Source organism: Streptomyces sp. NPDC091972, assembly GCF_044756385.1.
GTDB lineage: Bacteria > Actinomycetota > Actinomycetes > Streptomycetales > Streptomycetaceae > Streptomyces.
Map to the genome: position 1 here is coordinate 117,712 of NZ_JBIVSV010000018.1, position 23,346 is coordinate 141,057.

General features: G+C 69.5%; 20 protein-coding genes and 3 pseudogenes. 15 read left to right on the top strand and 8 right to left on the bottom strand.

The window, feature by feature from the left end:
• Window positions 1–164: 164 nt before the first annotated feature.
• Together ACIQJT_RS38000 and ACIQJT_RS38005 are read right to left on the bottom strand one after the other, a co-directional pair.
• A complete protein-coding gene (locus ACIQJT_RS38000; RefSeq protein WP_402650174.1) occupies window positions 165–1,715 on the bottom strand; it encodes a hypothetical protein in 1,551 nt (516 codons plus the stop codon).
• On the bottom strand, window positions 1,712–3,148 hold the full coding sequence (locus ACIQJT_RS38005; protein WP_402650175.1) for a hypothetical protein: 1,437 nt from the start codon (window positions 3,146–3,148) through the stop codon (window positions 1,712–1,714). The genes ACIQJT_RS38000 and ACIQJT_RS38005 overlap by 4 nt, the downstream gene beginning before the upstream one ends.
• 128 nt (window positions 3,149–3,276) lie before the next feature.
• Between ACIQJT_RS38005 and ACIQJT_RS38010 the strand changes: the two genes are divergently transcribed.
• From ACIQJT_RS38010 to ACIQJT_RS38020, 3 genes and pseudogenes are all read left to right on the top strand, one after another.
• Complete coding sequence (locus ACIQJT_RS38010; protein WP_402650176.1) at window positions 3,277–3,441, top strand: hypothetical protein; 165 nt, start codon at window positions 3,277–3,279, stop codon at window positions 3,439–3,441.
• Window positions 3,442–4,178: 737 nt separating this feature from the next.
• Complete coding sequence (locus ACIQJT_RS38015; RefSeq protein WP_365463957.1) at window positions 4,179–4,424, top strand: hypothetical protein; 246 nt, start codon at window positions 4,179–4,181, stop codon at window positions 4,422–4,424.
• 260 nt (window positions 4,425–4,684) lie between these two features.
• A pseudogene (locus tag ACIQJT_RS38020) lies at window positions 4,685–5,029 on the top strand (transcriptional regulator); the annotation flags it as partial.
• Window positions 5,030–5,817: 788 nt separating this feature from the next.
• Here the strand turns inward: ACIQJT_RS38020 and ACIQJT_RS38025 are convergent.
• Entirely contained in the window at window positions 5,818–6,174 is a 357-nt protein-coding gene (locus ACIQJT_RS38025; RefSeq protein ID WP_402650177.1) for an STAS domain-containing protein, read from the bottom strand.
• Between the two features lie 200 nt (window positions 6,175–6,374).
• Here ACIQJT_RS38025 and ACIQJT_RS38030 point away from each other — a divergent pair, with 200 nt between their 5' ends.
• Entirely contained in the window at window positions 6,375–6,854 is a 480-nt protein-coding gene (locus ACIQJT_RS38030; protein ID WP_402650178.1) for an ATP-binding protein, read from the top strand.
• 507 nt (window positions 6,855–7,361) lie between these two features.
• Here the strand turns inward: ACIQJT_RS38030 and ACIQJT_RS38035 are convergent.
• On the bottom strand, window positions 7,362–7,730 hold the full coding sequence (locus tag ACIQJT_RS38035) for an STAS domain-containing protein (protein ID WP_402650179.1): 369 nt from the start codon (window positions 7,728–7,730) through the stop codon (window positions 7,362–7,364).
• Between the two features lie 166 nt (window positions 7,731–7,896).
• On the opposite strand from ACIQJT_RS38035, the gene ACIQJT_RS38040 reads away from it, so the two are divergent.
• On the top strand, window positions 7,897–8,361 hold the full coding sequence (locus ACIQJT_RS38040) for an ATP-binding protein (protein ID WP_402650209.1): 465 nt from the start codon (window positions 7,897–7,899) through the stop codon (window positions 8,359–8,361).
• 288 nt (window positions 8,362–8,649) lie between these two features.
• On the opposite strand, the gene ACIQJT_RS38045 is transcribed toward ACIQJT_RS38040, so the two are convergent.
• Window positions 8,650–9,552 carry an alpha/beta hydrolase gene (locus tag ACIQJT_RS38045; protein ID WP_402650180.1) on the bottom strand — a complete coding sequence of 301 codons (903 nt, stop codon included), beginning with the start codon at window positions 9,550–9,552 and terminating at the stop codon, window positions 8,650–8,652.
• Window positions 9,553–9,592: 40 nt separating this feature from the next.
• On the opposite strand from ACIQJT_RS38045, the gene ACIQJT_RS38050 reads away from it, so the two are divergent.
• The 8 genes and pseudogenes from ACIQJT_RS38050 (at window position 9,593) to ACIQJT_RS38085 (ending at window position 19,379) form a co-directional block, all read left to right on the top strand.
• Window positions 9,593–10,066, top strand: a complete 474-nt coding sequence (locus ACIQJT_RS38050) for a MarR family winged helix-turn-helix transcriptional regulator (RefSeq protein WP_402650181.1) — start codon at window positions 9,593–9,595, stop codon at window positions 10,064–10,066.
• Between the two features lie 953 nt (window positions 10,067–11,019).
• Window positions 11,020–11,300: pseudogene (locus ACIQJT_RS38055) on the top strand (hypothetical protein); the annotation flags it as partial.
• Window positions 11,301–11,468: 168 nt separating this feature from the next.
• Complete coding sequence (gene kdpF / locus ACIQJT_RS38060; protein WP_402650182.1) at window positions 11,469–11,558, top strand: K(+)-transporting ATPase subunit F; 90 nt, start codon at window positions 11,469–11,471, stop codon at window positions 11,556–11,558.
• 7 nt (window positions 11,559–11,565) lie between these two features.
• On the top strand, window positions 11,566–13,230 hold the full coding sequence (gene kdpA / locus ACIQJT_RS38065) for a potassium-transporting ATPase subunit KdpA (RefSeq protein ID WP_402650183.1): 1,665 nt from the start codon (window positions 11,566–11,568) through the stop codon (window positions 13,228–13,230).
• A gap of 23 nt (window positions 13,231–13,253) precedes the next feature.
• Window positions 13,254–15,353, top strand: coding sequence for a potassium-transporting ATPase subunit KdpB (gene kdpB, locus ACIQJT_RS38070; protein WP_402650210.1), 2,100 nt, complete (start codon window positions 13,254–13,256; stop codon window positions 15,351–15,353).
• A gap of 5 nt (window positions 15,354–15,358) precedes the next feature.
• Window positions 15,359–16,027 carry a potassium-transporting ATPase subunit C gene (locus ACIQJT_RS38075; RefSeq protein WP_402650184.1) on the top strand — a complete coding sequence of 223 codons (669 nt, stop codon included), beginning with the start codon at window positions 15,359–15,361 and terminating at the stop codon, window positions 16,025–16,027.
• 110 nt (window positions 16,028–16,137) lie between these two features.
• A complete protein-coding gene (locus tag ACIQJT_RS38080) occupies window positions 16,138–16,821 on the top strand; it encodes a response regulator (RefSeq protein WP_402650185.1) in 684 nt (227 codons plus the stop codon).
• A 2-nt stretch (window positions 16,822–16,823) separates the two neighbouring features.
• Window positions 16,824–19,379 (top strand): ATP-binding protein, encoded by a 2,556-nt coding sequence (locus ACIQJT_RS38085; protein ID WP_402650186.1) that lies wholly within the window; start codon window positions 16,824–16,826, stop codon window positions 19,377–19,379.
• Window positions 19,380–19,407: 28 nt separating this feature from the next.
• On the opposite strand, the pseudogene ACIQJT_RS38090 reads toward ACIQJT_RS38085, so the two are convergent.
• A pseudogene (locus ACIQJT_RS38090) lies at window positions 19,408–20,058 on the bottom strand (IS5 family transposase); the annotation flags it as partial.
• Window positions 20,059–20,119: 61 nt separating this feature from the next.
• Here ACIQJT_RS38090 and ACIQJT_RS38095 point away from each other — a divergent pair.
• Window positions 20,120–20,479: a hypothetical protein gene (locus ACIQJT_RS38095; protein ID WP_402650187.1), complete on the top strand. Its 360-nt coding sequence runs from the start codon at window positions 20,120–20,122 to the stop codon at window positions 20,477–20,479.
• A gap of 124 nt (window positions 20,480–20,603) precedes the next feature.
• Here ACIQJT_RS38095 and ACIQJT_RS38100 read toward each other — a convergent pair whose 3' ends face one another.
• Window positions 20,604–21,347: an alpha/beta fold hydrolase gene (locus ACIQJT_RS38100; RefSeq protein WP_402650188.1), complete on the bottom strand. Its 744-nt coding sequence runs from the start codon at window positions 21,345–21,347 to the stop codon at window positions 20,604–20,606.
• Window positions 21,348–21,397: 50 nt separating this feature from the next.
• On the opposite strand from ACIQJT_RS38100, the gene ACIQJT_RS38105 reads away from it, so the two are divergent.
• On the top strand, window positions 21,398–21,775 hold the full coding sequence (locus ACIQJT_RS38105; protein WP_402650189.1) for a winged helix-turn-helix transcriptional regulator: 378 nt from the start codon (window positions 21,398–21,400) through the stop codon (window positions 21,773–21,775).
• A 475-nt stretch (window positions 21,776–22,250) separates the two neighbouring features.
• On the opposite strand, the gene ACIQJT_RS38110 is transcribed toward ACIQJT_RS38105, so the two are convergent.
• Window positions 22,251–23,255, bottom strand: a complete 1,005-nt coding sequence (locus tag ACIQJT_RS38110) for a helix-turn-helix transcriptional regulator (protein ID WP_402650190.1) — start codon at window positions 23,253–23,255, stop codon at window positions 22,251–22,253.
• Between the last annotated feature and the right edge of the window lie 91 nt (window positions 23,256–23,346).

Below are 23,346 nucleotides of genomic sequence, written 5' to 3' on the forward strand. Positions count from 1 at the left end.
TTATACTAAATACCCCCGCCGGGGGGGCCCGCCCCCCCCCCCGCCCCCCGGCCCCCCCCCCCCCCCCCCCCGGCCCCCCCCCCCCCCCCGGGGCGGGGGGGGGGGGGGCCCCCCCCCCCCCGGCCCCCCGCCACCCTGCACGTGCCTGCCCGCCGTTCGGCACGTCAGATCGTGGACTGTGCTCCCGGCAGGGCCGCGCCGAAATCGATCTCGGCGTACCTGCGCTTGAGTCCGGCGCCGGATCCACTCGTGGCCGTGGAGCCGCTGGTCACGGGCCCGGCCGAGGATCCCCGGGCGGTCCACAGCAGACCGTCGGAGTTCTCGCCGGGCGTGCCCACCATGACCTCGGCCCTGCCGTCCTTGGTGACGTCGACGAGGTGGGCGGCGGCGCCGAACCTGTCGCCGCTCTCGACGGCCCCGGGCACGCCTGCGGTGTCCTGGGTATAGCCCTTCGCTCCGGCCGTGGTGAGACCGGAGGCCGAGCCGCGCAGCAGGGTCGCGCCGCCCGCGTAGTGGGCGGACCCCACGGCCTCTCCCGGAGTGCCGACGAGGACGTCGGCGTACTTGTCGCCGTTGGTGTCCCCGACGGCGAGGGACATCCCGAACATGTCACCGTCCTCGCCGGCGCCGGGCACGCCCGCGGTGTCCTGGTGGATGATCTGGGGCTTCTGGGTGGGGTTGATGCCCTGCACGCTGCCGTAGAGCACCTGGATCTCGCCGCCGCGGTGGGCGGGGGTGGCCCCGGACGTGAGGGAGGCGTCGTAGGGCACCCCGGTGACCAAGTCACCGTAGCCGTCGCCGTTGATGTCGCCGATCTGTCCGGACAGGCCGTCGGCGAGCGGCAGTTCGGTGTAACGGCCGTCGTCGCCCTCGGCGTAGACGGGTCCGCTCACGTCCCCGTCGGTGGGGCCGGGCAGCCAGAAGCGCTCGGCGCGTCCGTCGCCGTCGACGTCCCCCATGACGACACCGCGGTTGGTCCCGAGTTCGTTGACGAAGCGCCGTTGCGCGGCGCCGCCGGTACGGGTGAACGGCCCGGTGTAGGTGGTGGCGCCGCAGTTGCCGGTGACCGAGAGGTCGGGCGCCCCGTCGCCGGTGACGTCACCGACGGCCAGACCGGCCGCGAAACCGCAGCCCTCGTCGAGCCCGGTGGGCGGGGAGACGGAAGCTCCGCCCTTGAGGCCGGTCGGGCCTCCCCACACCACGGTCAGTGAGCCGACGCCTCCCATGGTGCCGGTGGACTCGGAGGGTGTACCGACGAGCAGGTCGGCGTAGCCGTCGCGGTCGAGGTCGGCCGACGTGACCGCCGTGCCGAACCCGTCCCATTCCTCCGGCGTTCCGGGTACCCCGGTGGTGGCCTGGGTGATGACCGTGCGGTGGGCAGCCGAGACTCCGCTCGCCGAGCCGTACAGCACGACGACCGCACCCGCTGCGTCCACCGTGCCGTTGGCCGCTCCGGGCGCTCCGACGGCCAGGTCACGGTAGCCGTCACCGTTGAAGTCATCCTGTACGGCGGCGGTGTTGGCGCCGCGGTAGGGCGCGGCGGCGGCCGCCGCGCCCGTCGGCAGGACGACCGCGGTCAAGGTGGTGGTCGCGCTGACGGCGATCGCGGCGCTCAGGAAGCGCGAGGAGAATGCTCGTGAGGTGCGGACCTGCGGGGGGTGCGGCATGACGGCTCCGGGTTCGGGGGCGTGCGGGGCGGGGCGGAGGCGGGTCACGGGCCGGTCACCACGCTTCCGAGGCGGGCGGCGCCTGCGGAGCCGAGGCCCGCGCCGCCGGTGCCGACGTTGACGGAGCCGGCCGCGGTGACGGACGCGGCCGAGCCGCGCAGTGACCACAGCGCTCCCGCGCCGCCGTTCTCACCGGAGGCGGCGACGACGAGGTCGCCGTAGCCGTCCTTGTTCGTGTCGACGATCCGCACGGCCGACCCGAAGGCGTCGCCGGTCTCCGAACTGCCCGCCACACCCGCGGCGTTCTGCGTCCAGACGCGAGCGTGGGCGGCGTCCAGCAGTCCGGTCGTGCCGCGTACGACGGTGACCGCTCCGCTCGCGTCGTTCTCGCCCGGGGTTCCGATCACGAGGTCGGCGCGACCGTCCTTGTCGGTGTCGCCGATCGCGACGGAGGCACCGAAGCGGTCCTTCGCCTCACCGGCACCGGGTACGCCCGCCGTGTCCTGCGTGATGGTCTGGACCCGGCTGGGCGAGCCCGAGTAGCCGGCGTCGTAGTAGACGGTGACCTCGCCGCCGAGGGAAGCGTCCGGGCTCTGCGAGGGGTCCTCCGGGTTGCCGATGACGAGGTCGGGGGAGCCGTTGCCGTCCAGGTCGCCCACCGCGGACGTGGTGCCCGCGGGCAGGTCGCCGCCCTCGAAGCCGGCCGGGTCCGCGAAGCGGGTGCCGGGGTCGTCGCCGGTCCCGTCGTAGCCCCAGCCGCCGTCCCCGACGCCCCGGCCGTGGACGATCAGGCGGTCGTCGTCGGTGTTCGGCAGGTCGATCGCCGTCAACGCGACGATGCCGTAGGCCGGGTTGAACGCGAAGCCGTTGCCCGAAGTCCCGGACTGCGCCGTCAGGTCGGCCGGAACGAAGGCGACTTCGGCGTCGTTCGCAGCCACGGCGATCGACAGCTTGCCGTCGTTGACCGGGTTGAGGCCGTTGTAGGTGCCCACGGCCAGTGTCCGCCCGTACGCGTCGTGGGACGACGGCCAGGGATCTTGGACCGGCTTCGCCTTCGTCAGGCCCGAGGACGTGCCGTAAACGACGGTGACCGAACCTCCGCCGTCGTCGCCCGCGACGTCCTCGCCGGGTGAGCCGACGACGAGGTCGCTGTAACCGTCCCGGTTGAGGTCGGACACGACGACGGCCGCGCCGAAGAGGTCACCGGCCTCGGCCGCGCCCGGGATGCCGGTGGAGTTCTGCGTGAGGACGGTGCGCCGGGAGGGATCGATGCCGTGCGCGGTGCCGTAGAGCACCAGCACGGCACCGGCCTTCGCGTGCCCTGCCACGGTGGCGTTCGGGGCGGAGACGACGACGTCGCGGTACCCGTCCTTGTTCACGTCGCCCGGTGTGCCGACAGCAGCCTCGGCGCTCGCCACGGCCAGGGGGGTGAGGCCGGAGGCCAGCAGGGTCGCAGACATCAGCAGAGTGCGTTTACGCACGGGCTACTCCAGGAGCGTGCAGCGGAACGTGACATGGCGCTGTCATGGACAGTGCTCGCAAGACTCCCGGGATGATCAAAGGGTTGTGCGGATCGGCGAAATTTTTTCCGGCAGGGGAGACGAGCTCCGTGCGGGCCGAGCGGACCGAGGCACCGCCCGGTGGTGCCTGCGGCGCGTGCGCCGGTCTTATGGGGGGTGGGCCGTCACCCGGCGAGGTCCGCTACGACAGACACGGTGCCGCGGTCGCCCTGGTGCTGGGCTTCTCCCGGCATCGCGTCGAGGCCGAGCGCTGAAGGGCATTCGGGAGCCCGACCTGCCCCGCCCCCGAAGAGCAATCCGCGTCAGCCTGGTCCCCGTCGGCGGCGCCCTCTACGTCACCACCGCCCACTCGGTGCGCGCCATCAACATGGGCAATGCCCCCCTTGCCTGCAGTCACGGATATGGAGCCGCAGGCCAATGAGAGGAAAGCGATCCCTCCGCGATCAGGAGGTTCCTGGACGCCGCGACCGCAAGACCAGCAAAGCCCGCCAGCGCTCGCCCGGACCTCCTGCGGCACCGCGGCAGCGGTCATCGGCGGCGCAATCAGCGCGGCCGGTGTGGCGGTCGGTGTGGTGGCGCCGCCTCCCGCGATCAGACAGGCCCCTCCGTGGTGGATCACGCTGCAGTCCAGGCCGAGTTGATGATGAGCAGGTCGTCCACGACGTCCAGAGTCCGTCTGCAAACGTCGTCAGGCGGCCCCAGGACTGCCGGGCCGTTCCGCCGTGTTCCGTGACTTCAGGGGGGAGTGTCTGGTCCTGGGACAGCGGGCGAAAAGGACCGACGCTTCCGGTCCGGCGATCGCGGGCAGAAGGCGTTCGAGCCCAGCGGCTTGCTGCCGGAGCCGCTTGAACATTGCTCGTACCGACTGCACCGAGCCAGGTACGTCCTGGGCGGGGCCACATCCAGCTGCGACGTATAGGCATTCGAGCCATGCCGCTTCTCGCGTGCCGTCTCCGGTGAAGCGCTCGACGAGCGTGGAGACCTCCGACTCGTGTCCGAGGTGGCGTTGGATCTGGATGTGGAGGCCGGGACGGCGGTAGATGTAGCCATGTTGGGTTGCTTCCGGTCCGACGAAACCCTCGTCATGGAGGAAATCGAAGGCCGCTGCGAGGGCTTCGTCGTATGTCGGCTGCCCGGCGCGGATACGGCGGCTCATAGGGTTGATGCTGGCCCGGGCCTGTCGAGCCTTCAAGGGTCCCATCCGGCGATGAATGTCGCACTCGCGGGCCAGCCCTGATCAACAGCCCCTGTGAGTCCCGTCGGATAGCCGCGAACAGATTGACCTTGGACTTCGGCACCTACGCTCGCGGCTGCATCCAGGGCGCCGTCCACGCCGTCCCACCGTGCGGGAAGCACGCTCGCCCGACAGTCCCCGAGCAGCCCCCTCAGCGCCCGATAGGCAGCCGAGTTCCGGTCCCAGAGCACCCAGACGGACGACGAGACCCTGCCCCCGGCAGAGCACTACATTGACTCTCACCCCGAGGACCGGAAGAAGCGATGCCTGAGCGGAACATCGAGTTCGCCAAGTACGGCGCTCGCGGCATCAAGGGCTACGAGGCCATCGTCCGCCAACTGGACGCGTTGGCCGGTTACATCGCCACCCCCATCACCGCCCGGCGAAGCCTCCTGGCCCAACTGCACTGCCTCACCCGCACCCCTCACGTCCGGGCGGCGGCGCGCGCGGCGGGACTGGCCGTCACCGACCGCACCTTGTGTGCCTGGACGGCTGGCCCCCGCAGCCCCTCCAGGAAGAACCTGGAGGCGATGGAGCAGGCGCACCGCACCGTTCGCCGGCAGAACGTCGCCCGGTACCTGGCCGCCCGTTTCAGGAGACGGGCGCGGCCGTCTTCGACGGTGCGGTGTTCGCTGAGGACCGGGCTGAAGGTCCTGGTGAGGGCGTCCGCGCCGACCAGTTCGGCGGCAGGGGCGTCAGGGCGCCGGGGATGGTGAGCAGGATGGGGTGCTTTCGCCGACTTCACAGCGGGCGTTGTCCAGGAGTTGGTGGAAGTGACCGGTGTCGCCGCCCAGGATCCGGACGAAGGCCTCCAGGACGTCGTGGTGGTTGGCAGGATGGTGGCTTCGAGGAGGGAAGCGACGGCGCTGGCGGGCAGGAGCCAGCGGTTGGCGACGGCGATGTCGGTGGGGTTGGCCGGTCGGCGCGCAGGGCGGGGGTCTGGGCGGCGGAGCGGAGCCGCTCGGCAGCCGGCAGGGGCTCTCCGTCAGGTTCGGTGTAGGGTCCGCGGTGTTTCTCCCGAGTTTCTCCGTCCCCCACAGATGAGATCGCACGCCAGCGAACGACAGCGCGCGCATACGCTGCACAACCTGCGCCTGGCCCGCTGGCAGGGGCGCGTGCCCTGTGGGTGGGCCAGTGCATCCCCGATCCACGGAGGCACGTCGCCGGTCTGTCTGCGGTCTTTCGGCGTCACGAAGGCGATCCACCAGGGCGGATCGTCGTTCGTCCGACCCGGCTCTGGCGAGTGGCCAGTGCTTGCGCCGTGCCTATTTGGAAAGTCCCAAGCTCACGCCCACATCGGTGACCGTACTGAGGAACAGCTCCTCGGGACGTGGTCGGGAGTTAGGTCGCGGCCGGGGTCGCCGTGCTCGGCCGCCGGTGGTGCGGTGGCCGCAGCTCAGGCGGCGTTGTGTGCTGTGAGGGCGCCGTTCAGGGTGGGGTAGACCGGGATGACAGCGTCGAGGCCGACGATGTGGAGGATGTCCAGCACGCGCGCGGGAGTGTGGGCCAGGCGCAGCCAGCCGCCGTCGGTACGGGTGGTGTTGTGTGCGGCGACGAGGACGTTGATGCCGCTGGAGTCCATGAAGGTGACGTCGCGGAAGTCGATGACCGTGTGCCTGGGGGATCCGTCGCCTGTCGTGAGGGCTTGGCGGAAGGTGCCGGCTGTGGTGTGGTCGATCTCGCCGGCCAGGGCGAGGACGTGTACGCCGTCAGTGGTGGTGTGCTGGGTGACGGCCAAGTGGGCTTGGCGCATATCGTCTCCTGTCCGTCGTAGCCGGGACTCGCCGCTACGAGGCCACCTCCCACGCAAACGCATACTGTTGCCCTATGTCAACTGTCCCCCGGCCAAGGGTGGCCTGAAGGGGCTTGGGCGGGGCAGATGTGAGGGGCTGTGGTGCAATGGGCGGCCACGACACGGGCATCGTGTGCTGATCATGTGAGATGGGGCGGGGCATGGGGCAGACCGCGGGGGATGAGGGACAAACGGCCCAGGACCGTGATGTGCTGTCGGCGTCGGCCGCCTTTGACGGCAACTCCTCCTGTATTGGCGCCGCGCGGCATCTGGCCACCGGCTTTCTGACCAGGGTGCAGGCCGTGCACGGGCTGCCGGTGTCGGAGCGGGCGATGGGGATGACGGAGCTGGTGGTCAGCGAGTTGGTGACCAACGCGGTGAAGTACGCGCCGGGACCGGTCATGCTCGACCTGCAGATCAGCCAGGGCGCCGTGCGGGTGTCGGTGTGGGACAGCGATCCGGTGCTGCCGGACGTCGCCGCCACCGATCCAGAGCGGGTCGGGCGGCACGGTCTGGAGATCACCCTCGCCGTCAGTCAGGGCTACGAGGTTCACCGTGAACCGGTAGGCAAACGCGTCACGGCGCTGATCGCGCTGGCCGACGACCCCGGCGGGAGCATCGCAGGTCGCACTGCATCCTAGGAGCCGACGGGAGGCCGACGTTGTCAGCGCCCGGACTGGGGAGCACTTGCTGTGCGTTCGCCGACCCCCACGTGTCGAAGCCATGAAGGAGATGCCTCAACTTCTTGAAGGTCATGCCTGCTCGAGCCCGTCCGACGCAGTATTTCGCCGGTCCTGGCGGGATGCGGGTGTGAGCGTGGAGGCAGTGGTGACACGGCAGGGGAGGGGTTGGGGTGACAGCCTCTTGGGGTCTTCGCCGCCCATGGTCGGTGAAGACCCCCACCCCACTGATGTGATCTTCGTCCGCAGGGAGTGTCTCGCCGTCCGGCTTGGGCAGGTGTCCTGGAGACTGTGCCCCGTATGGAGACTGGTGATGACGACGTCCCGTGCTCAGCGATCGTGCGACGGCGACGCCGCGGTGGCGCGTCTTGTGCGGGAGAACGCTCAGTTGCGGCACGCCGTGGACTCCCACGCGGCGATCGACCCGGCCATCGGTGTCCTCGTCGCCACCACCCCGACAGGGGCGGTTCAGGCGTGTAGAGCCTGCTCGACGCTGGGGTAGCAGGCGATAACGGCATCGACCCCGACCAGCTTGAGCACGCGCAGGACGAAGGTCTGGGCGCCGGCGATCCGGACCCACCCCTGCGTCTGGCCGACCTGCCGGTGGCAGGCGATGAGGGTGTTGATGCCGCTGGAGTCCATGAAGGGCACTGCGCTGAGGTCGACCACGATCCTCCAGGGCGCCGGCACGTCGTCCTCGAACCGCAGGGCCTCGTGAAGGACCTCCCTGACGTCGTGATCGATCTCGCCGCGCACGGTCACCACCCGGACTCCGTCGACCACAGTGTGCTCGACGAAAAGCCTTTTTGGCTGGTCCGGTTCCTCGATGTCGGCCACGTCTCCTCGACAGTGTTCGGCGGCTACCCCAGTGAGGGGATGCTTGGCGAGTCTGCCCCACCGCCTGGGCCGAATACACCCGGGCGACCGTACCGGACCACATCCTTGCAGCATGCACGGATGACATCCGGGTACTGGCCCGGGACCGGGGAGGGAGGCGATGCCGGTGGGATCCCATACCGGCGGCGACGGCGGCACCGAACAGGCGAAGGCAGAGGAAGTGGTCCTGCGGGCCGGCTACGCCCTGGAAGCGGACGACTCATGCATCGCCGACGCCCGTCACCACGCCGCCGCGTTCCTCGACCAGGCCCGCGCCGGCCATCACGTGCCGGTTTCCTCTCGCGCAAGGGACCTCACCCAGCTCGTTGTCAGTGAGCTGGTCACCAACGCCCATAAGTACGCTCCCGGTCCTGTCCTGATGGAGCTGCGCGTCACGGCTCGCGCGGTGGAGATCGTGGTGTGGGACAGCGAGCCCACGGTGCCGGCGGCCCGGGCGGCGGATCCCGGGAGAATCGGCCAGCACGGACTGGAGATCGTCGAGGCTGTCACCGAGAGCCTGTTCATCGAGCAGGAACCGGCCGGCAAACGCACCACGGCCCGCATCACCCTGTCCGAACACTCAGCAGCGTGACCGCCAACCGCAACGGCCGACGGGAGCAGCGGTGGCTCGCACGGAGGCTGTGACACAGACGATCCCGGCCGGCGGCGAAACATGCGGGGACACGTGGAGAGGCGTCCGCGTCCCGTTCATCGCGGGGCAAACGGGCTCACGGTGAGGGTGCCTTCCATGGCGGGCCTGCAGGTGACAGCTCATGCGGCATCGACGGCTTCCTGGGCCTGGTCATCGGCGGGCGGACCTCGCCGGTGGCCGGGCCGAGGTGTCGGTGTGTTGCTGCGTCGGGCTGGTGCGGTTGAGGCGTCAGCGGGTGGTGATGTGCTGGGTGAGGAAGAGGGCGGCGCGGTCGAGTGCCTGGTCGGCTTCGTCGAGGGTGCCGCCGGCGAATGCCTGGAAGACGTGGGGGGCGTCGGCGGTGATGTCGAGGATGACGTCGACTCCGGCGTCGCGGGCTCGGGCTGCGAGACGGGTTGAGTCGTCGAGGAGGATTTCGTTGGTGCCCACCTGGATGAGGAGCGGGGGGAACCCGGTCAGGTCGGCGAAGAGGGCCGGACTGAGCAAGGGCTGCTCGGGGTCCTGTCCGGCAAGGTACATGGCCCCGGTGTGCATTACTGCCTCGCGGGTGAAGATCGGATCGATGCCCTCCTTGGTCGTCATGCTCTCCCCGGTCCGGGTGGCGTCCAGACCTGGGGAGAAGGCCACGATCGCGGCGGGCAGCGGAAGTCCCGCGTCGCGGGCGGCCAGGGCGGTGGTGACCGAGTAGCCGCCGCCGGCCGAGTCCCCGGCGAACGCGATGGCTGACGGGTCCAGGCCGCTGTCGAGGAGGGCGCGGTAGGCGCTCAGGTTGTCTTCCAGGCCAGCCGGGAAGGGGTGCTCGGGGGCCAGCCGGTAATCCACCGAGTACGCGTCGAAGCCGGTCCTGGAGACGAGCTGCGCGGTCAGCGACAGCGCGGTCTCGGGGGAGCCGAAGACGAAACCGCCACCGTGGAAGTACAGGAGCGTGCCGGGGCGCGCATTGTTGTCCGGGGTGACGTGCAGGGCGCGTCGGCCGCCGAGTGTGGTCGAAGTGGTGCGGACACCGTCGGGGACGATCATCGTGTCCATGAGTGCCTTGAACCCGGCGCGCAGCTCCTCGACGGAGCGCTGGCCCTCGGGCCGGGGCTGGCGGAGCATCGCGTCGACCTTGGCCAGTTGTTCCTTGCTCATCTGCTTCCTCCTGTGAATTGCTTCCTCTACACTATATGCCGTGGCATATAAATCAACTGGCGTCGCCGACCTTCAGAACTTCTTCGCAGACCTCGTCCGCTGCGAGACACGCCTGTACAACGCGCTGAACGACCGTCTGCGCGAGCGGCACGGGATCGTGACCTCGCAGTTCGAGTTCCTGCGGTTCCTGCGCCGGCACCCGGGCGCCAGGGTGGCCGACCTCGCCGCGGAATTCGCCATCGGCGTCGGCGCGACCAGCAAGAGTGCCGACCGCCTGGAGAAGCGGGGATGGATCGTCCGCCAGACCAACCCCGCGGACCGCAGATCCTCGCTTCTGGCGCTGACGGATGACGGCTCACAGCTCCTCGATGCCGCCGAGACCACGTTCGCCGCAGGCCTGAGCGAGCTGGTCGAAGGAACCCTCGACCAGTCCGCGACGGCCGCCGCCGCCAAGGCCCTCCACCAGCTGCGCTCCGCACTCGAACGCAACCAGGTCGGCACCCCCACCGGCTGAAAGCGCCAGTCCAGCCGACGGCTCGACGCCCGTTCACGGCGGAGGCGTGGTCGACAGCAGCGTCCTGGGGCCGGAAATCCGGCAACGGGTGTCACTCATCCGATGACGCCGTACACAGAGCATCGGCAGATCATCCGGATCGTCCATCCGGCCGATGGAGAGCGGCCGAATCTGGTGGAGGCCACCGAGGCCGGCCACGCTGCCTTGACCTGAGGGCTTTGCCGGGCAGGCCCGCCCGGCAAGGCCGCCTTCTGTCGGAGCCGCGCCGTTCGTGCTGGCCACCGCTACTAGGGCGCGAACGAAAGCGCCCAGGCAGAGGATCAGGGGCCGTGAAACCACATCTTCACGAGCGGGTGCGCCTCGCGGTCGGCGTCCCCTTGCCGCCGCTCGCGCGGCTGCCGGGGCCGTATCCACGGTAGAGGCATTTCGCGCCACTGTTCCCCCTGCTCGGTCTGAAGGGCCGTCACTAGGCCCTGACCTAACGGGCCGTCGAGTCGGTTAGCACTCCGGCGCACGGCAAGGGCCCAGACCATCCGGTCCGAGGCTCTTACGGGCTCGGTAGTTGAAGACCTGTAATGCCCGCCCTCGCGCTACCACCGTCTTACACACCTGGTTATGTCGTCATACGAGGCGGGTGTGAGGTGCGACGGCAAAGCCGCTGAGCGCCCCGTCCCCAATCGCGGTGTGAAGGTAGGCAACGGTCTGGGCGCCGTCATCGGTTCATGCGGAGGCGGTCGGTGGGCTGGGCGAGGATCTGCTCCGGTACAGGTCGGTGTGCGGCGGTGCTGGTGACAGGCTGCGAGGTTTTCTCGGACGGGCACATGGACTCCTGGGATGGCGGAGTGCGCCGTCGAGGTCGAGGTCGAGGGTGTAGCGGGTGCGTCGTCCGTCGCGTGCGCGGCTGAGGTGGCCAGCCTGTTCGAGGTCGGTGACGGTGCTCAGGGCATCGACGGGCCCGGCGAAACCCTGGTGTGCCCCTGGTCCGGCTGGTCTGCGGCCGCCGTACCTTCGGCCGTCCCGTAGCGGCGTATGTCCGCGAGGTCGCCGCGGCGGGGCGTTGCACAGCCAGCGGGGCGCCCTCGTCGCACACTCCGTGCGGCGCGAGATCGACGCGGTCATCTGCCGCCTTCGCTTTGCTGCTGTGAGTGAGGTGCCGCACAGTCGCAGGCCGTTTGCCCATCGGCACCGGGCGGCTGGCGTAAGAGTCCCGTCAAGGGTGCGGCGGCTGGCGTAAGGGAGCCGTCAACGGCGGCCGGATCCGGCCGAAGAGGCGCTTTCCTCTACTCGTCCGCTTCTCTCTCGAATCTCTCTAGGAGTTCGCGATGGCCGATCTGGCCTTCGTCGTCACCACGATCGCGGTCTTTGCGCTGGTGGCCCTCGTCGCCAAGGGGGTGACGAAGCTGTGACCGCCGAGAACATCGTCGGCCTGATCGTGGCCGTCGCCCTGCTGGGCTATCTGGTCCTCGCCCTGCTCTTTCCGGAGAGGTTCTGAGACACAGATGGGTCCCGTACTCGCCGGCATCCTGCAGTTGCTCGCCCTCATAGGCGCACTGGCCCTCGCCTATGTCCCCCTCGGCACCTACATGGCCAAGGTCTACTCCACCGATAAGCACTGGCGTGTCGAGAAGTGGATCTACAAGGGCATCGGCGCCGACCCCGACACCGAGATGCGCTGGCCCGCCTACCTGCGCGGTGTCCTTGCCTTCTCCACCGTCGGCGTGCTCTTCCTCTTCGTGCTCCAGCGGCTCCAGGGCGCCCTGCCCGGATCGCTGGGCTTCCGGGCCATCGACCCCGACCAGGCGTTCAACACCGCCGTGTCCTTCGTGACCAACACCAACTGGCAGTCGTACTACGGCGAACAGGCCATGGGCCATGCCGTGCAGACCGCCGGGCTCGCGGTGCAGAACTTCGTCTCGGCGGCCGTCGGTATCGCCGTGGCCGTGGCGCTGGTGCGCGGCTTCGCCCGGTCCCGCACCGGTGAACTGGGCAACTTCTGGTCGGACCTGGTGCGCGGGGTGACCCGCATCCTGCTGCCGGGAGCGTTCGTCGCCGCGGTCGTGCTGGTCGCCTGCGGTGCCATCCAGAACTTCTCGGGGATCCACGAGGTCGGCCAGTTCATGGGCGGCTCGCAGCAGTGGAACGGCGGTGCGGTCGCCTCGCAGGAGGCCATCAAGGAGCTGGGCACCAACGGCGGTGGCTACTTCAACGCCAACTCCGCGCACCCCTTCGAGAACCCCACCCCCTTCACGAATCTGCTCGAGATCTTCCTGCTGCTGGTGATCCCGTTCGCGCTGACCCGCACCTTCGGTGTGATGGTGGGCAGCGTGAAGCAGGGGTACGCGATCCTCGCCACGACGGCCACCATCTGGGCCGGGTTCGTCGCCCTGATGATGTGGACCGAATTCGCCCACCACGGACCGGCGTTGCAGATCGCCGGTGGGGCGTACGAGGGCAAGGAAGTCCGCTTCGGCGTCGGTTCCTCGTCGATCTTCGCGGTGTCGACCACGCTGACCTCCACCGGGGCGGTGGACTCCTTCCATTCCTCCTTCACCGGGCTCGGCGGCGGGATCACGCTGCTGTCGATGATGCTGGGCGAGATCGCGCCCGGCGGTACCGGTTCCGGCCTCTACGGCATGCTGATCATGGCGGTCATCGCGGTGTTCATCGCCGGGCTGATGGTCGGCCGTACCCCCGAGTACCTGGGCAAGAAGATCGGCACCCGCGAGATCAAGTTGGCCGCCTGCTACATCCTGGTCACTCCGGCGCTGGTACTGGTCCTCACCGCCGCCGCGATGGCCCTGCCCACCCCGGCGCATTCGATGACCAACAGCGGGGCGCACGGGTTCTCCGAGATCCTCTACGCCTACACGTCCGCCGCCAACAACAACGGCTCGGCCTTCGCGGGGCTGAACGCGGACACCCAGTGGTTCAACACCACCCTGGGGCTCGCCATGATGCTGGGCCGTTTCCTGCCCATGGTGTTCGTGCTGGCCCTGGCCGGCTCGCTCGCTGAGCAGCGGCCCGTCCCTGAGACGGCGGGCACCCTGCGCACCAACAAACCGCTGTTCGTGGGCCTGCTGGTGGGCGCGATCCTCATCATCACCGGTCTGACCTACTTCCCGGCGCTCGCGCTGGGCCCGCTGGCCGAGGGGCTGGCGTCATGACCACCCGTACCGAGAGCGACGAGATGTCCACAGCCACTCCGACCCGGGCGCCGCACAGTGATGTACCGACCGGGCACAAGTCCGCCGAGGGCCGTGTCGGCGCGGGCCTCTTCGATCCTCACCAGTTGCTGAAGTCGCTGCCGGACGCGTTGTGCAAGCTCGACCCGCGGGTGATGGTCAAGTCGCCCGTGATGTTCGTGGTGTGGATCGGGTCCCTGCTGACCACGGTGTTCTCCTTCAAGGACCCCGGGGACTGGTTCGGCTGGACCATCAGCGCCTGGCTGTGGCTGACGGTCGTCTTCGCCAACCTCGCGGAGGCCGTCGCCGAGGGCCGCGGCAAAGCGCAGGCCGACACCCTGCGCAAGGCCAAGACCGACACGGTCGCCCGCCGGCTCAACGGTTCTGTCGAGGAGCAGGTGCCCGGTACCGAGCTGAAGATCGGCGACTTGGTCGTCTGCGAGGCCGGCGACGTGATCCCCGGCGACGGTGACGTCGTCGAGGGCGTCGCGAGTGTCGACGAGTCGGCGATCACCGGCGAGTCGGCGCCCGTCATCCGGGAGTCCGGCGGCGACCGGAGCGCGGTCACCGGCGGCACGAAGGTGCTCTCCGACCGGATCGTCATCAAGATCACGACGAAGCCCGGTGAGACGTTCATCGACCGGATGATCAACCTGGTCGAGGGCGCGGCCCGGCAGAAGACACCGAACGAGATCGCGCTGAACATCCTGCTGGCGTCCCTGACGATCGTCTTCCTGCTGGCGGTCGCGACCCTGCCGCCGTTCGCGGACTACGCCGGCACCCACCTGACGATGGTGGTGCTGGTCGCCCTGCTGGTCTGCCTGATCCCGACCACCATCGGCGCCCTGCTCTCCGCCATCGGCATCGCCGGCATGGACCGCCTCGTCCAGCGCAACGTCCTGGCCATGTCCGGTCGTGCCGTCGAGGCCGCCGGTGACGTGTCGACCCTGCTGCTTGACAAGACCGGCACCATCACGCTCGGCAACCGTCAGGCGTCCGAGTTCGTCCCGGTGGCCGGGACGACCGAGGCCGAGGTGGCCGACGCCGCCCAGCTCTCCTCGCTGGCCGACGAGACACCTGAGGGGCGCTCCGTCGTCGTACTGGCGAAGGAGAGGTACGGACTGCGCGAGCGCCACCAGGGCGAGCTCACGGGAGCGGAGTGGATCGAGTTCACCGCGCAGACGCGTATGTCGGGTGTGGACGTCGACGGGCGCAAGGTCCGCAAGGGCGCGGCCGGATCGGTCGTCAAGTGGGTCGAGGAGCGCGGCGGCACGGTCGCCGAGGACGCGGCCGCGGCCTCCGACCGGATCTCCAAGGCGGGTGGCACTCCGCTGCTCGTCGCGGTCGAGGACCCCGACGGGGCCCGGGTGTTGGGCGTCGTCCACCTCAAGGACGTCGTCAAGGAGGGCATGCGCGAGCGCTTCGACGAGCTGCGCCGTATGGGCATCAAAACCGTCATGATCACGGGCGACAACCCGCTGACGGCCAAGGCGATCGCCGAGGAAGCGGGCGTCGACGACTTCCTAGCCGAGGCCACGCCCGAGGACAAGATGGCCCTCATCAAGCGGGAGCAAGCCGGCGGAAAGCTCGTCGCGATGACCGGCGACGGCACCAACGACGCGCCCGCGCTGGCCCAGGCCGACGTCGGTGTGGCGATGAACACCGGCACGTCGGCCGCCAAGGAGGCCGGCAACATGGTCGACCTCGACTCGAACCCGACCAAGCTCATCGAGATCGTCGAGATCGGGAAGCAACTCCTCATCACGCGGGGTGCGTTGACGACGTTCTCCATCGCCAACGACGTCGCGAAGTACTTCGCGATCATCCCGGCGCTGTTCGCGGCGGTCTATCCGGGCCTGGACAAGCTGAACATCATGGGCCTGTCCTCGCCGGACTCCGCGATCCTGTCCGCCGTCATCTTCAACGCGCTGATCATCATCGCGCTGGTGCCGCTCGCGCTGAGGGGCGTGCAGTACCGGCCGGTCAGCGCCGACAGGATGCTGCGCCGCAACCTCACCGTCTACGGCATCGGCGGCCTGATCGCCCCCTTCGTCGGCATCAAGCTCATCGACCTGCTCATCTCCCTCATCCCCGGGATCGGCTGACAGCCATGAACACCTCCGTATCGAACACAGGCCGCTTGCTGTGGGCGGGGCTGCGGGCCCTGCTGGTGCTGACCCTGGTGACCGGCGTCATCTACCCGCTGGCCGTCACCGGCGTCGCCCAGGCCCTCTTCCACGACAAGGCGAACGGCTCGGACATCAAGGCGGACGGGAACGTCGTCGGGTCCTCGCTCATCGGCCAGGCGTACAACCTGCCGCTGAAGAAGGGCCACCAGACCCCCGAGCCCGACCTGAAGTGGTTCCAGGGCCGCCCGCAGAACGGCCTCGGCTCCAACACCGTCAACACCCAGTACAAGCTGATCCTGTCCGGCGCCACCAACCGGTCCGCCGACAACAAGGACCTGGTCGACTGGGTGAGCGCCGCCAAGGCCGCTGTCATCGACGACAACTCGGTTCCTGGCTACACGGTCAAGCCCTCCGACGTGCCCGCCGACGCGGTCACCTCCTCGGGCTCCGGCCTGGACCCGGACATCTCCCCGGCCTACGCGGACCTCCAGGTCCACCGAGTCGCCGAGAAGAACGGCCTGCCCGTCGCCCAGGTGCAGAAGCTCGTCGACGAGCACACCCAGGGCCGCACCCTCGGCTTCATCGGGGAACCCCGGGTCAATGTCCTCGAGCTCAACATCGCGCTCAGGGCACTCACGGCCAAGAGCTGATGGCGTTACACGACCCACAGCGGAGTCGGCGGCCCGGACGACCGGGTGCGCCGGCTCCCGCAGTCACACAGCGGTACGTCCCACGACGTACGACAGGAAGGCGCACGCCGATGACACGGGTGCTGGTGGTGGAGGACGACCCGCAGTTCGTACGGGCCCTCGTCATCAATCTCCAGGCACGCCGGTACGGGGTCGACGCGGCCCCCGACGGCGCCACCGCGCTGCGGTTCGCGGCTGCCCGGCAACCCGATGTGGTGATGCTCGACCTGGGCCTGCCCGACATGGACGGCCTGGAGATCATCAAGGGTCTGCGTGCCTGGAGCCGGGTGCCGATCCTGGTGCTGTCCGCCCGCCAGGGATCCGACGAGAAGGTCGCCGCGTTGGACGCCGGCGCCGACGACTACGTCACCAAGCCGTTCAGCATGGACGAGCTCCTCGCCCGGCTGCGGGCCGCCGTGCGACGCACCGAGGACCTGCGGCTCGCCTCCGGGACGACGCTCGTCGAGACGGGGGACTTCACCATCGACCTGCCGGCCAGGAAAGTGCACCGGTCCGGTCGCGACGTACGCCTCACGCCCACCGAATGGCACCTGCTGGAGATCCTGGTCACCAGCCCCGGCCGGCTGATCACGCAGAAACACCTGCTCCAGGAGGTCTGGGGTGCCTCCCAGAACAACAAGACGAACTACCTGCGGGTGTACATGGCTCAGCTGCGGCGCAAGCTGGAGGCGGATCCCGCCCACCCCCGCTTTCTGATCACCGAACCCGGCATGGGCTACCGCTTCGAAGGGTGAACATGGCACGCGGCAAGCTCCGCATCTATCTCGGCGCGGCTCCCGGCGTCGGCAAGACATACGCCATGCTGTCCGAGGCACACCGCCGCGTGGAGCGGGGCACCGACTGTGTGGTCGGCTTCGTGGAACACCACCGCCGCCCGCGCACCGAGGTGATGTTGCACGGGCTGGAGGAGATCCCGCGTCGGGAGATCGAGTACCGGGACTCGATGTTCACGGAGATGGACGTGGACGCGGTCCTCGCGCGCCGCCCCGACGTGGCGCTCGTCGACGAGCTCGCCCACACCAATGTCCCCGGCTCCCGCAACACCAAGCGCTGGCAGGACGTGGAGGAGCTGCTGGCGGCGGGAATCGACGTCGTCTCCACCGTCAACATCCAGCACCTGGAGTCCCTGGGGGACGTGGTCGAGTCGATCGCCGGGGTACGGCAGCGCGAGACCGTGCCCGACGAGGTCGTACGGCGTGCCGACGAGATCGAGCTGGTCGACATGTCCCCGCAGGCCCTGCGCCGCCGGATGGCGCACGGCAACATCTACAAGCCCGACAAGGTCGATGCGGCCCTTTCCAACTACTTCCGCCCCGGAAACCTCACTGCCCTGCGGGAGCTGGCGCTGCTGTGGGTGGCCGACCGGGTCGACGCCCATCTCACCGAGTACCGCAGCGAGCACCACGTCTCCACCATCTGGGGTTCGCGCGAGCGGATCGTCATCGGTCTGACCGGTGGTCCAGAGGGACGGACGCTGATACGTCGGGCCGCCCGGCTCGCGGAGAAGGGCGCCGGCGGTGAGGTGCTCGCTGTCCACATCTCCGGCAGCGACGGCCTCACCGCCGCCTCCCCGAAGGAACTCGCCGACCAGCGCACCCTCGTCGAAGACCTGGGCGGTACCTTCCATCACGTCGTCGGCGATGACGTCCCTGTGGCTCTGCTCGATTTCTCGCGCGGGGTCAACGCCACCCAGATCGTGCTCGGCGTCTCCCGCCGCAGGAGCTGGCAGTACGTCTTCGGGCCCGGCGTCGGCGCCACCGTCGCCCGGAATTCCGGCCCTGACCTGGACGTTCACCTGATCACCCACGACGAGGCCGGCAAGGGCCGCGGGCTCCCGGCCAACCGGGGTGCACGGCTGGGCCGTCCCCGCGTGATCTGGGGCTGGCTGGTCGGCCTCGGCGGCCCTGTGCTGCTGACCTGGCTGCTGAGCAGCGTGTCCCCGGACGTCGGACTCGCCAACGACATGCTTCTGTACCTGACACTGACAGTGGCGGCCGCCCTCCTCGGCGGACTCCTCCCCGCCCTGGCCTCGGCGGCGGCCGGCTCCCTGCTGCTCAACTGGTACTTCACCCCGCCCGTCCACACCTTCACGATCGCCGACCCGAAGAACATCGTCGCCATCGCGATCTTCGTCGGAGTGGCCGTGTCCGTCGCCTCCGTCGTCGACCTCGCCGCCCGCCGCACACACCAGGCGGCTCGTCTTCGCGCCGAGTCGGAGATCCTCTCCTTCCTGGCAGGCAACGTCCTGCGCGGCGAGACGAGCCTGGAGGAACTCCTCGAACGGGTCCGCGAGACCTTCGGCATGCAGTCCGTGGCACTGCTGGAACGCGAGAGCGACGTACTGCCCTGGACCTGCGCCGCAAGCGTGGGCACACACCCCTGCACGGTCCCCGACGACGCGGACGTCGACGTACCGGTCGGCGACCACATGGCGCTCGCGTTGACGGGACGGGTGCTACCGGCCGAGGACCGCCGGGTGCTCGCGGCCTTCGCCGCACAGGCCGTCGTGGTCCTGGACCGCCGGCGTCTCCAGGAGGAGGCCGACCAATCCCGCGCGCTCGCCGAGGGCAACCGCATCCGTACGGCGCTTCTGGCCGCGGTATCGCATGACCTGCGCACTCCGCTGGCCGGCATCAAGGCCGCGGTGACCTCCCTGCGCTCCGACGACGTCGAGTGGTCGGACGAGGACCGGGCGGAACTCCTCCAGGCCATCGAGGAGGGCGCAGACCGCCTCGACCACCTCGTCGGCAACCTCCTCGACATGTCCCGCCTCCAGACCGGCACCGTCACGCCGATCATCCACGAGACCGACCTCGACGAGGTGATCCCGATGGCGCTCGGCGGCGTCCCCGAGGACAGCGTCGACCTCGACGTCCCCGAGACCCTGCCGATGGTCGACGTCGACCGTGGGCTGCTGGAGAGGGCCGTCGCCAACATCGTGGAGAACGCCGTTCAGTACGGGCCGCCGGGCGAGAAGGTCCTGGTGTCCGCCAGCGCCATCGCCGACCGCGTCGAGGTCAGGGTCGCCGACCGCGGCCCCGGCATCCCCGACGAGGCCAAGCACCGCATCTTCGAACCCTTCCAGCGCTACGGCGACTCCCCGCGCGGCGCCGGCGTCGGCCTCGGCCTCGCGGTCGCCCGCGGCTTCACCGAAGCGATGGGCGGCACGATCCACGCCGAGGACACACCAGGCGGGGGCCTCACCATGGTGCTGGCTGTACGGACGGCACCGCAGCGGCGGTCCGACCAGGCGGACCCGCGTACGCCGCGCACTTCAGCAGGGCCTTACTGATCGTTCCAGAATGCGGTAGCCGTCTCGAGCAGATGATGGCGCAGGCGAGTTGGAGGAGTGCCTGGTGGAGGTCGGCGCGTATCCCGAAGCGGATGCGCAGGCGCTTGAACTGGTGCAGCCTCGCAAAGGTTCTCCCTACCACCGTTTGTGGCGCGGACGGCCACGCCGGCCCCGGATGCGCAGAATCGCGTCCAGGAGCGGGATGAGCTGGGTGAGGTCGTGCCGGTTGCCGCCGGTCAGCGAGACGGCATGCGGGGTGCCGTGGCGGTCGACGGTCACATGGTGCTTGCTGCCGGGACGGCTGCGGTCGACCGGCGAAGGCCCGGTGTGCGCCCCCCTTGAGTGCCCTGACGTGCGAGCCGTCGATCGCGCAGTCGTCCATGTCCAGCAGGTCGGCATGTCGCAGCTCGACGAGCAGGGCCTCATGCAGGCGGGCCCATACCCCGGGCTCGGTCCAGTCCCGCAGCCGCCGCCAGCAGCTGACCCCGGAGGAGCCGAGCCGTCCGGACGGGACGTCTGCCCAGGACACGCCCTTGCGCAGGACATACACGATCCCGGCCAGCGCAGTACCGTCGTCGACCGGCTTCCGTCCGGGGAACCGGTGCCGCCGCGGCGGCCGGGTGGGAATCAGCGGGGCTATCAGCTCCCATAGGTCATCGGGTACAAGATCGCTGTTCACGCCGGAAGCGTGCCGGAACAAAGCGGTTGAGGCGGCCGGATTGGCCCGGCACACTCGCCCGATGAGCCGCAGCACGACCCCGGGCAGCTGGGACGGACCCTGGTACCGCGTCCACACAGCGCACTTCGAGGCCGCGTTCCTGCCGAGTGCCGACGAGGACTTGGAGTCCGTGGACAACGTCGACATGTTCGTGGACCTCAAGGACGGCTCCCGGTGGAGCGCGACCATCATCACCCTCGACCAGGTCGAGATCCTCATGAAGCGATGGGCTGCCAGTGGGGAAGCCCTCACAGGCCGCTACTTCTGGTGCGCGGACGGGCTCATCGTCCGCGATGCCGGCATCAGCAACATGACCCAGGTCCTCGCTGGTCTGATCCAGAACGGCGAGTTCACACAGATCCTTCAATGCCTCGACCACTGACAACTGCCCGCCCTGCCCGTCTCATTCTGAAACGATCAGTAAGCAACCATGACGGGCCATCACCCGGGGATCTCGAAAAGAACGCGGCTACGCAACGCCCCTGCACCAGGCAACCGGCAACCGGTCAGCCGGCCTTCAACAGCAGGTCGGTGAGTGCGTCCGGCACGGTGACCATGCAGTCATGGCCGCTTTGCAGCTCCCAGACCTGCGACGTAGCGCCGCCCGGCTGTACCGCCGGCACTGGGCGGCGCGTGACGTCCTCCGGTGCAATGCCGACACAGTGGATGTGCGTCCGGGAAATAGCCTCCATGGCCGGGTTGTCCAGTCGGACGGGCTGCAGGAAGCAGCGCACAGACTCGTCCGACAGCATGGTGCGCAGCCACGCCGTGTCCGCCGGTTCGGTCACCCCGAACAGCCCCATGGGCGCTGGCATTTCCGGCACGGGCGGGATGCGCCAGGGGGCGTCGGAGGCGGCGGCCGCATCGATCAGCCGCTGGGTCTTCTCCGGTATGACGTCCAGCGCGCTCTCACCGTCAGTCGGGACCATCGCGTCGACGTAGACCAGATGCGCGATCCGGTCCGGGACCTTGCTGGCCACGCCGGATATGACCATCCCGGCGTAACTGTGCCCGACCAGGACCACGTTGGTGAGGTCCCACTCGCCGAGGAGGGCTACGATGTCGCCGACGTGGGTGTCCAGGTCGACGTCCGGAGTGAGTAGGTGTTGCTTCTCGCCGTGGCCGGTCAGCGAAGGGGCGAACACCCGATGCCCGGCCCGGGTCAGCAAGGGAACCACGCGGTCCCAGACGCGCCCGCTGTGCCAAGCACCATGGACGAGAACATAGGTTTTCGTGTGTGACGTACTCATGTAGCAAGACGCTACTGAGCCGATAGGTACCTCCTGGTAACCTTTGGCCCATGCACGACCCAGCCGGAAGCGTCTTCCTCGCTGACTGCCCCGCCCGGCTCGCCATCGACATCATCTCCAACAAGTGGGCCGTCGTCGTCCTGTTCGCCCTCAGTCTCGGGCCTCGTCGGCACGGTGAACTCGTCGACCTCGTCGGCGGCGTCTCCCGCAAGGTACTCACCCAGACCCTGCGCAGACTTCAGAGCTACGGGCTGATCGAACGCCGTGCCTACGCCGAGGCACCCCCACGGGTCGAATACTGCCTCACCCAGCTCGGCCAAACGCTCACCGAACCCATCGCCGCCCTGACCGACTGGGCGAAGACGTACGGTGCCGCCGTCGCCAACTTCCAGGAAGCGGCGCAGCAGGACGACACCTCCGACACCTGACCCGTGACCGCCGCCGTCGATGGCCGGACGGGCACGGATCGCCGACTGTGTCTTCGACGGGCCGCACGATGCCCCGATCGACGTGCACGGCGCGTATCTCGTGGTGCCGAACGCGTGGCGGACGACAGGGTGACTGACGTTGGCCTTTCGGCACCCGGCGACGGCCGGTTTCGCCGCGTGTGCACCGCGACGTGGCCATCACCGACAACGTCTTCGGGGCGCTCACGCCCCGGTGGTCCGCGCCCGCTCGGTCGGCGGGCTGACGGTCACCGGGAACCACGTGACCGGCACTGGCGTGGGCGGGGGCGCCGTAGCTTCGGCTGTGACCGATCTCGTAGCAACCGAGGGCTGCTCAGACGTGGCCGTAGAAGGGACCACGGGTGTGCGTCGGTCATGAGCGGAGGTGAGGCGACGGTCGATGGGGACTTGGGCCTGCGGGCGCGGGCGCGGGCGTGGGTGCGCGGGGGCCGGCGCGTCAGTCGTCCCGGCCGGGGGCGTAGAGGGCGGCGGTCGCAGCGGACGTAAGGGCCAGGTGGCGGCGGAGCTCATCGGGGGTGAGAACCTCGACGTCGGCGCCGAAAGCGAGCAGGGGCTGGGCGGCCGGCACAGAGCGGAATCGCAACTCGACGCGCGTCCAGCCGGGGTCGTCCGCCCGGTCCGGTGGAACGGTTTGTGGTGCGACCCCGGGGGCTGCGAGGTCCGCGGCGTGGACACGCAGGAACATCGCCAGGACGTCAGTGCGGACCCGCACGGTGACGGCGAGCGGGGCGGGCAGGTCGTCGATGCCGCGGCGCAGCAGGTCCCAGACGTCGGTGAGTTCGGAGCCGGGGCGACGGCGGACCGGTTCGTCGAGCACGGCGGCGGAGTCGGCCCGGTCGGTGCGGAACAGCCGGGGCTCCCCGTCGCGGTCGGCGACGAGGTACCAGACGCCGGCTTTGTTGACCAGGCCGTACGGGTCGAGCGTGTAGGTGTGCACACGGTCGTCGCGGCCGTGGCGGTACCGCAGGCGGAGGCGGCGGTCCGTGAAGACGGCGTCCTGGAAGGCGGTGAGGTCGGGCGCGGTGTGGTCCGGCCCGGGGGCGCCGCGCCAGCGGACCGGGTCGATGAGGACGCGGCGGCTCGTGAGGTCGGCGTCGGGGCGGTGGGGTGCGGGCAGTGCGGCCATGACCTTGCGCAACGCGGAGCCAAGGGCCGCGCCGAGGCCGAGGTCGGCGTGGGCGGAGCCGGACAGCAGGACGAACAGCGCGCGGGACTCGTCGGCGGTCAGTCCGGTGACGTCGGTGCGGAACCCGGGCAGCAGCGCGATGCCGCCGTGCGGACCGCGCACGGTGTAGACCGGCACGCCGGAAGCCGACAGCGCCTCGACGTCCCGCATGATCGTGCGGACCGAGACCTCCAGCCGTTCCGCCAGTTCGGAGGACGGTAGCTGCCCGTGCGACTGCAGGAGCAGCAGGATGGAGAGCAGGCGTTCGGACCTCATGCGTCGGAATCTCCCTCACCTATATGACAGAGGATGTCATATACGCCGGGAAGGATCCGTCTCACCAGGCCGCGATCCGACGCGGTCGTGC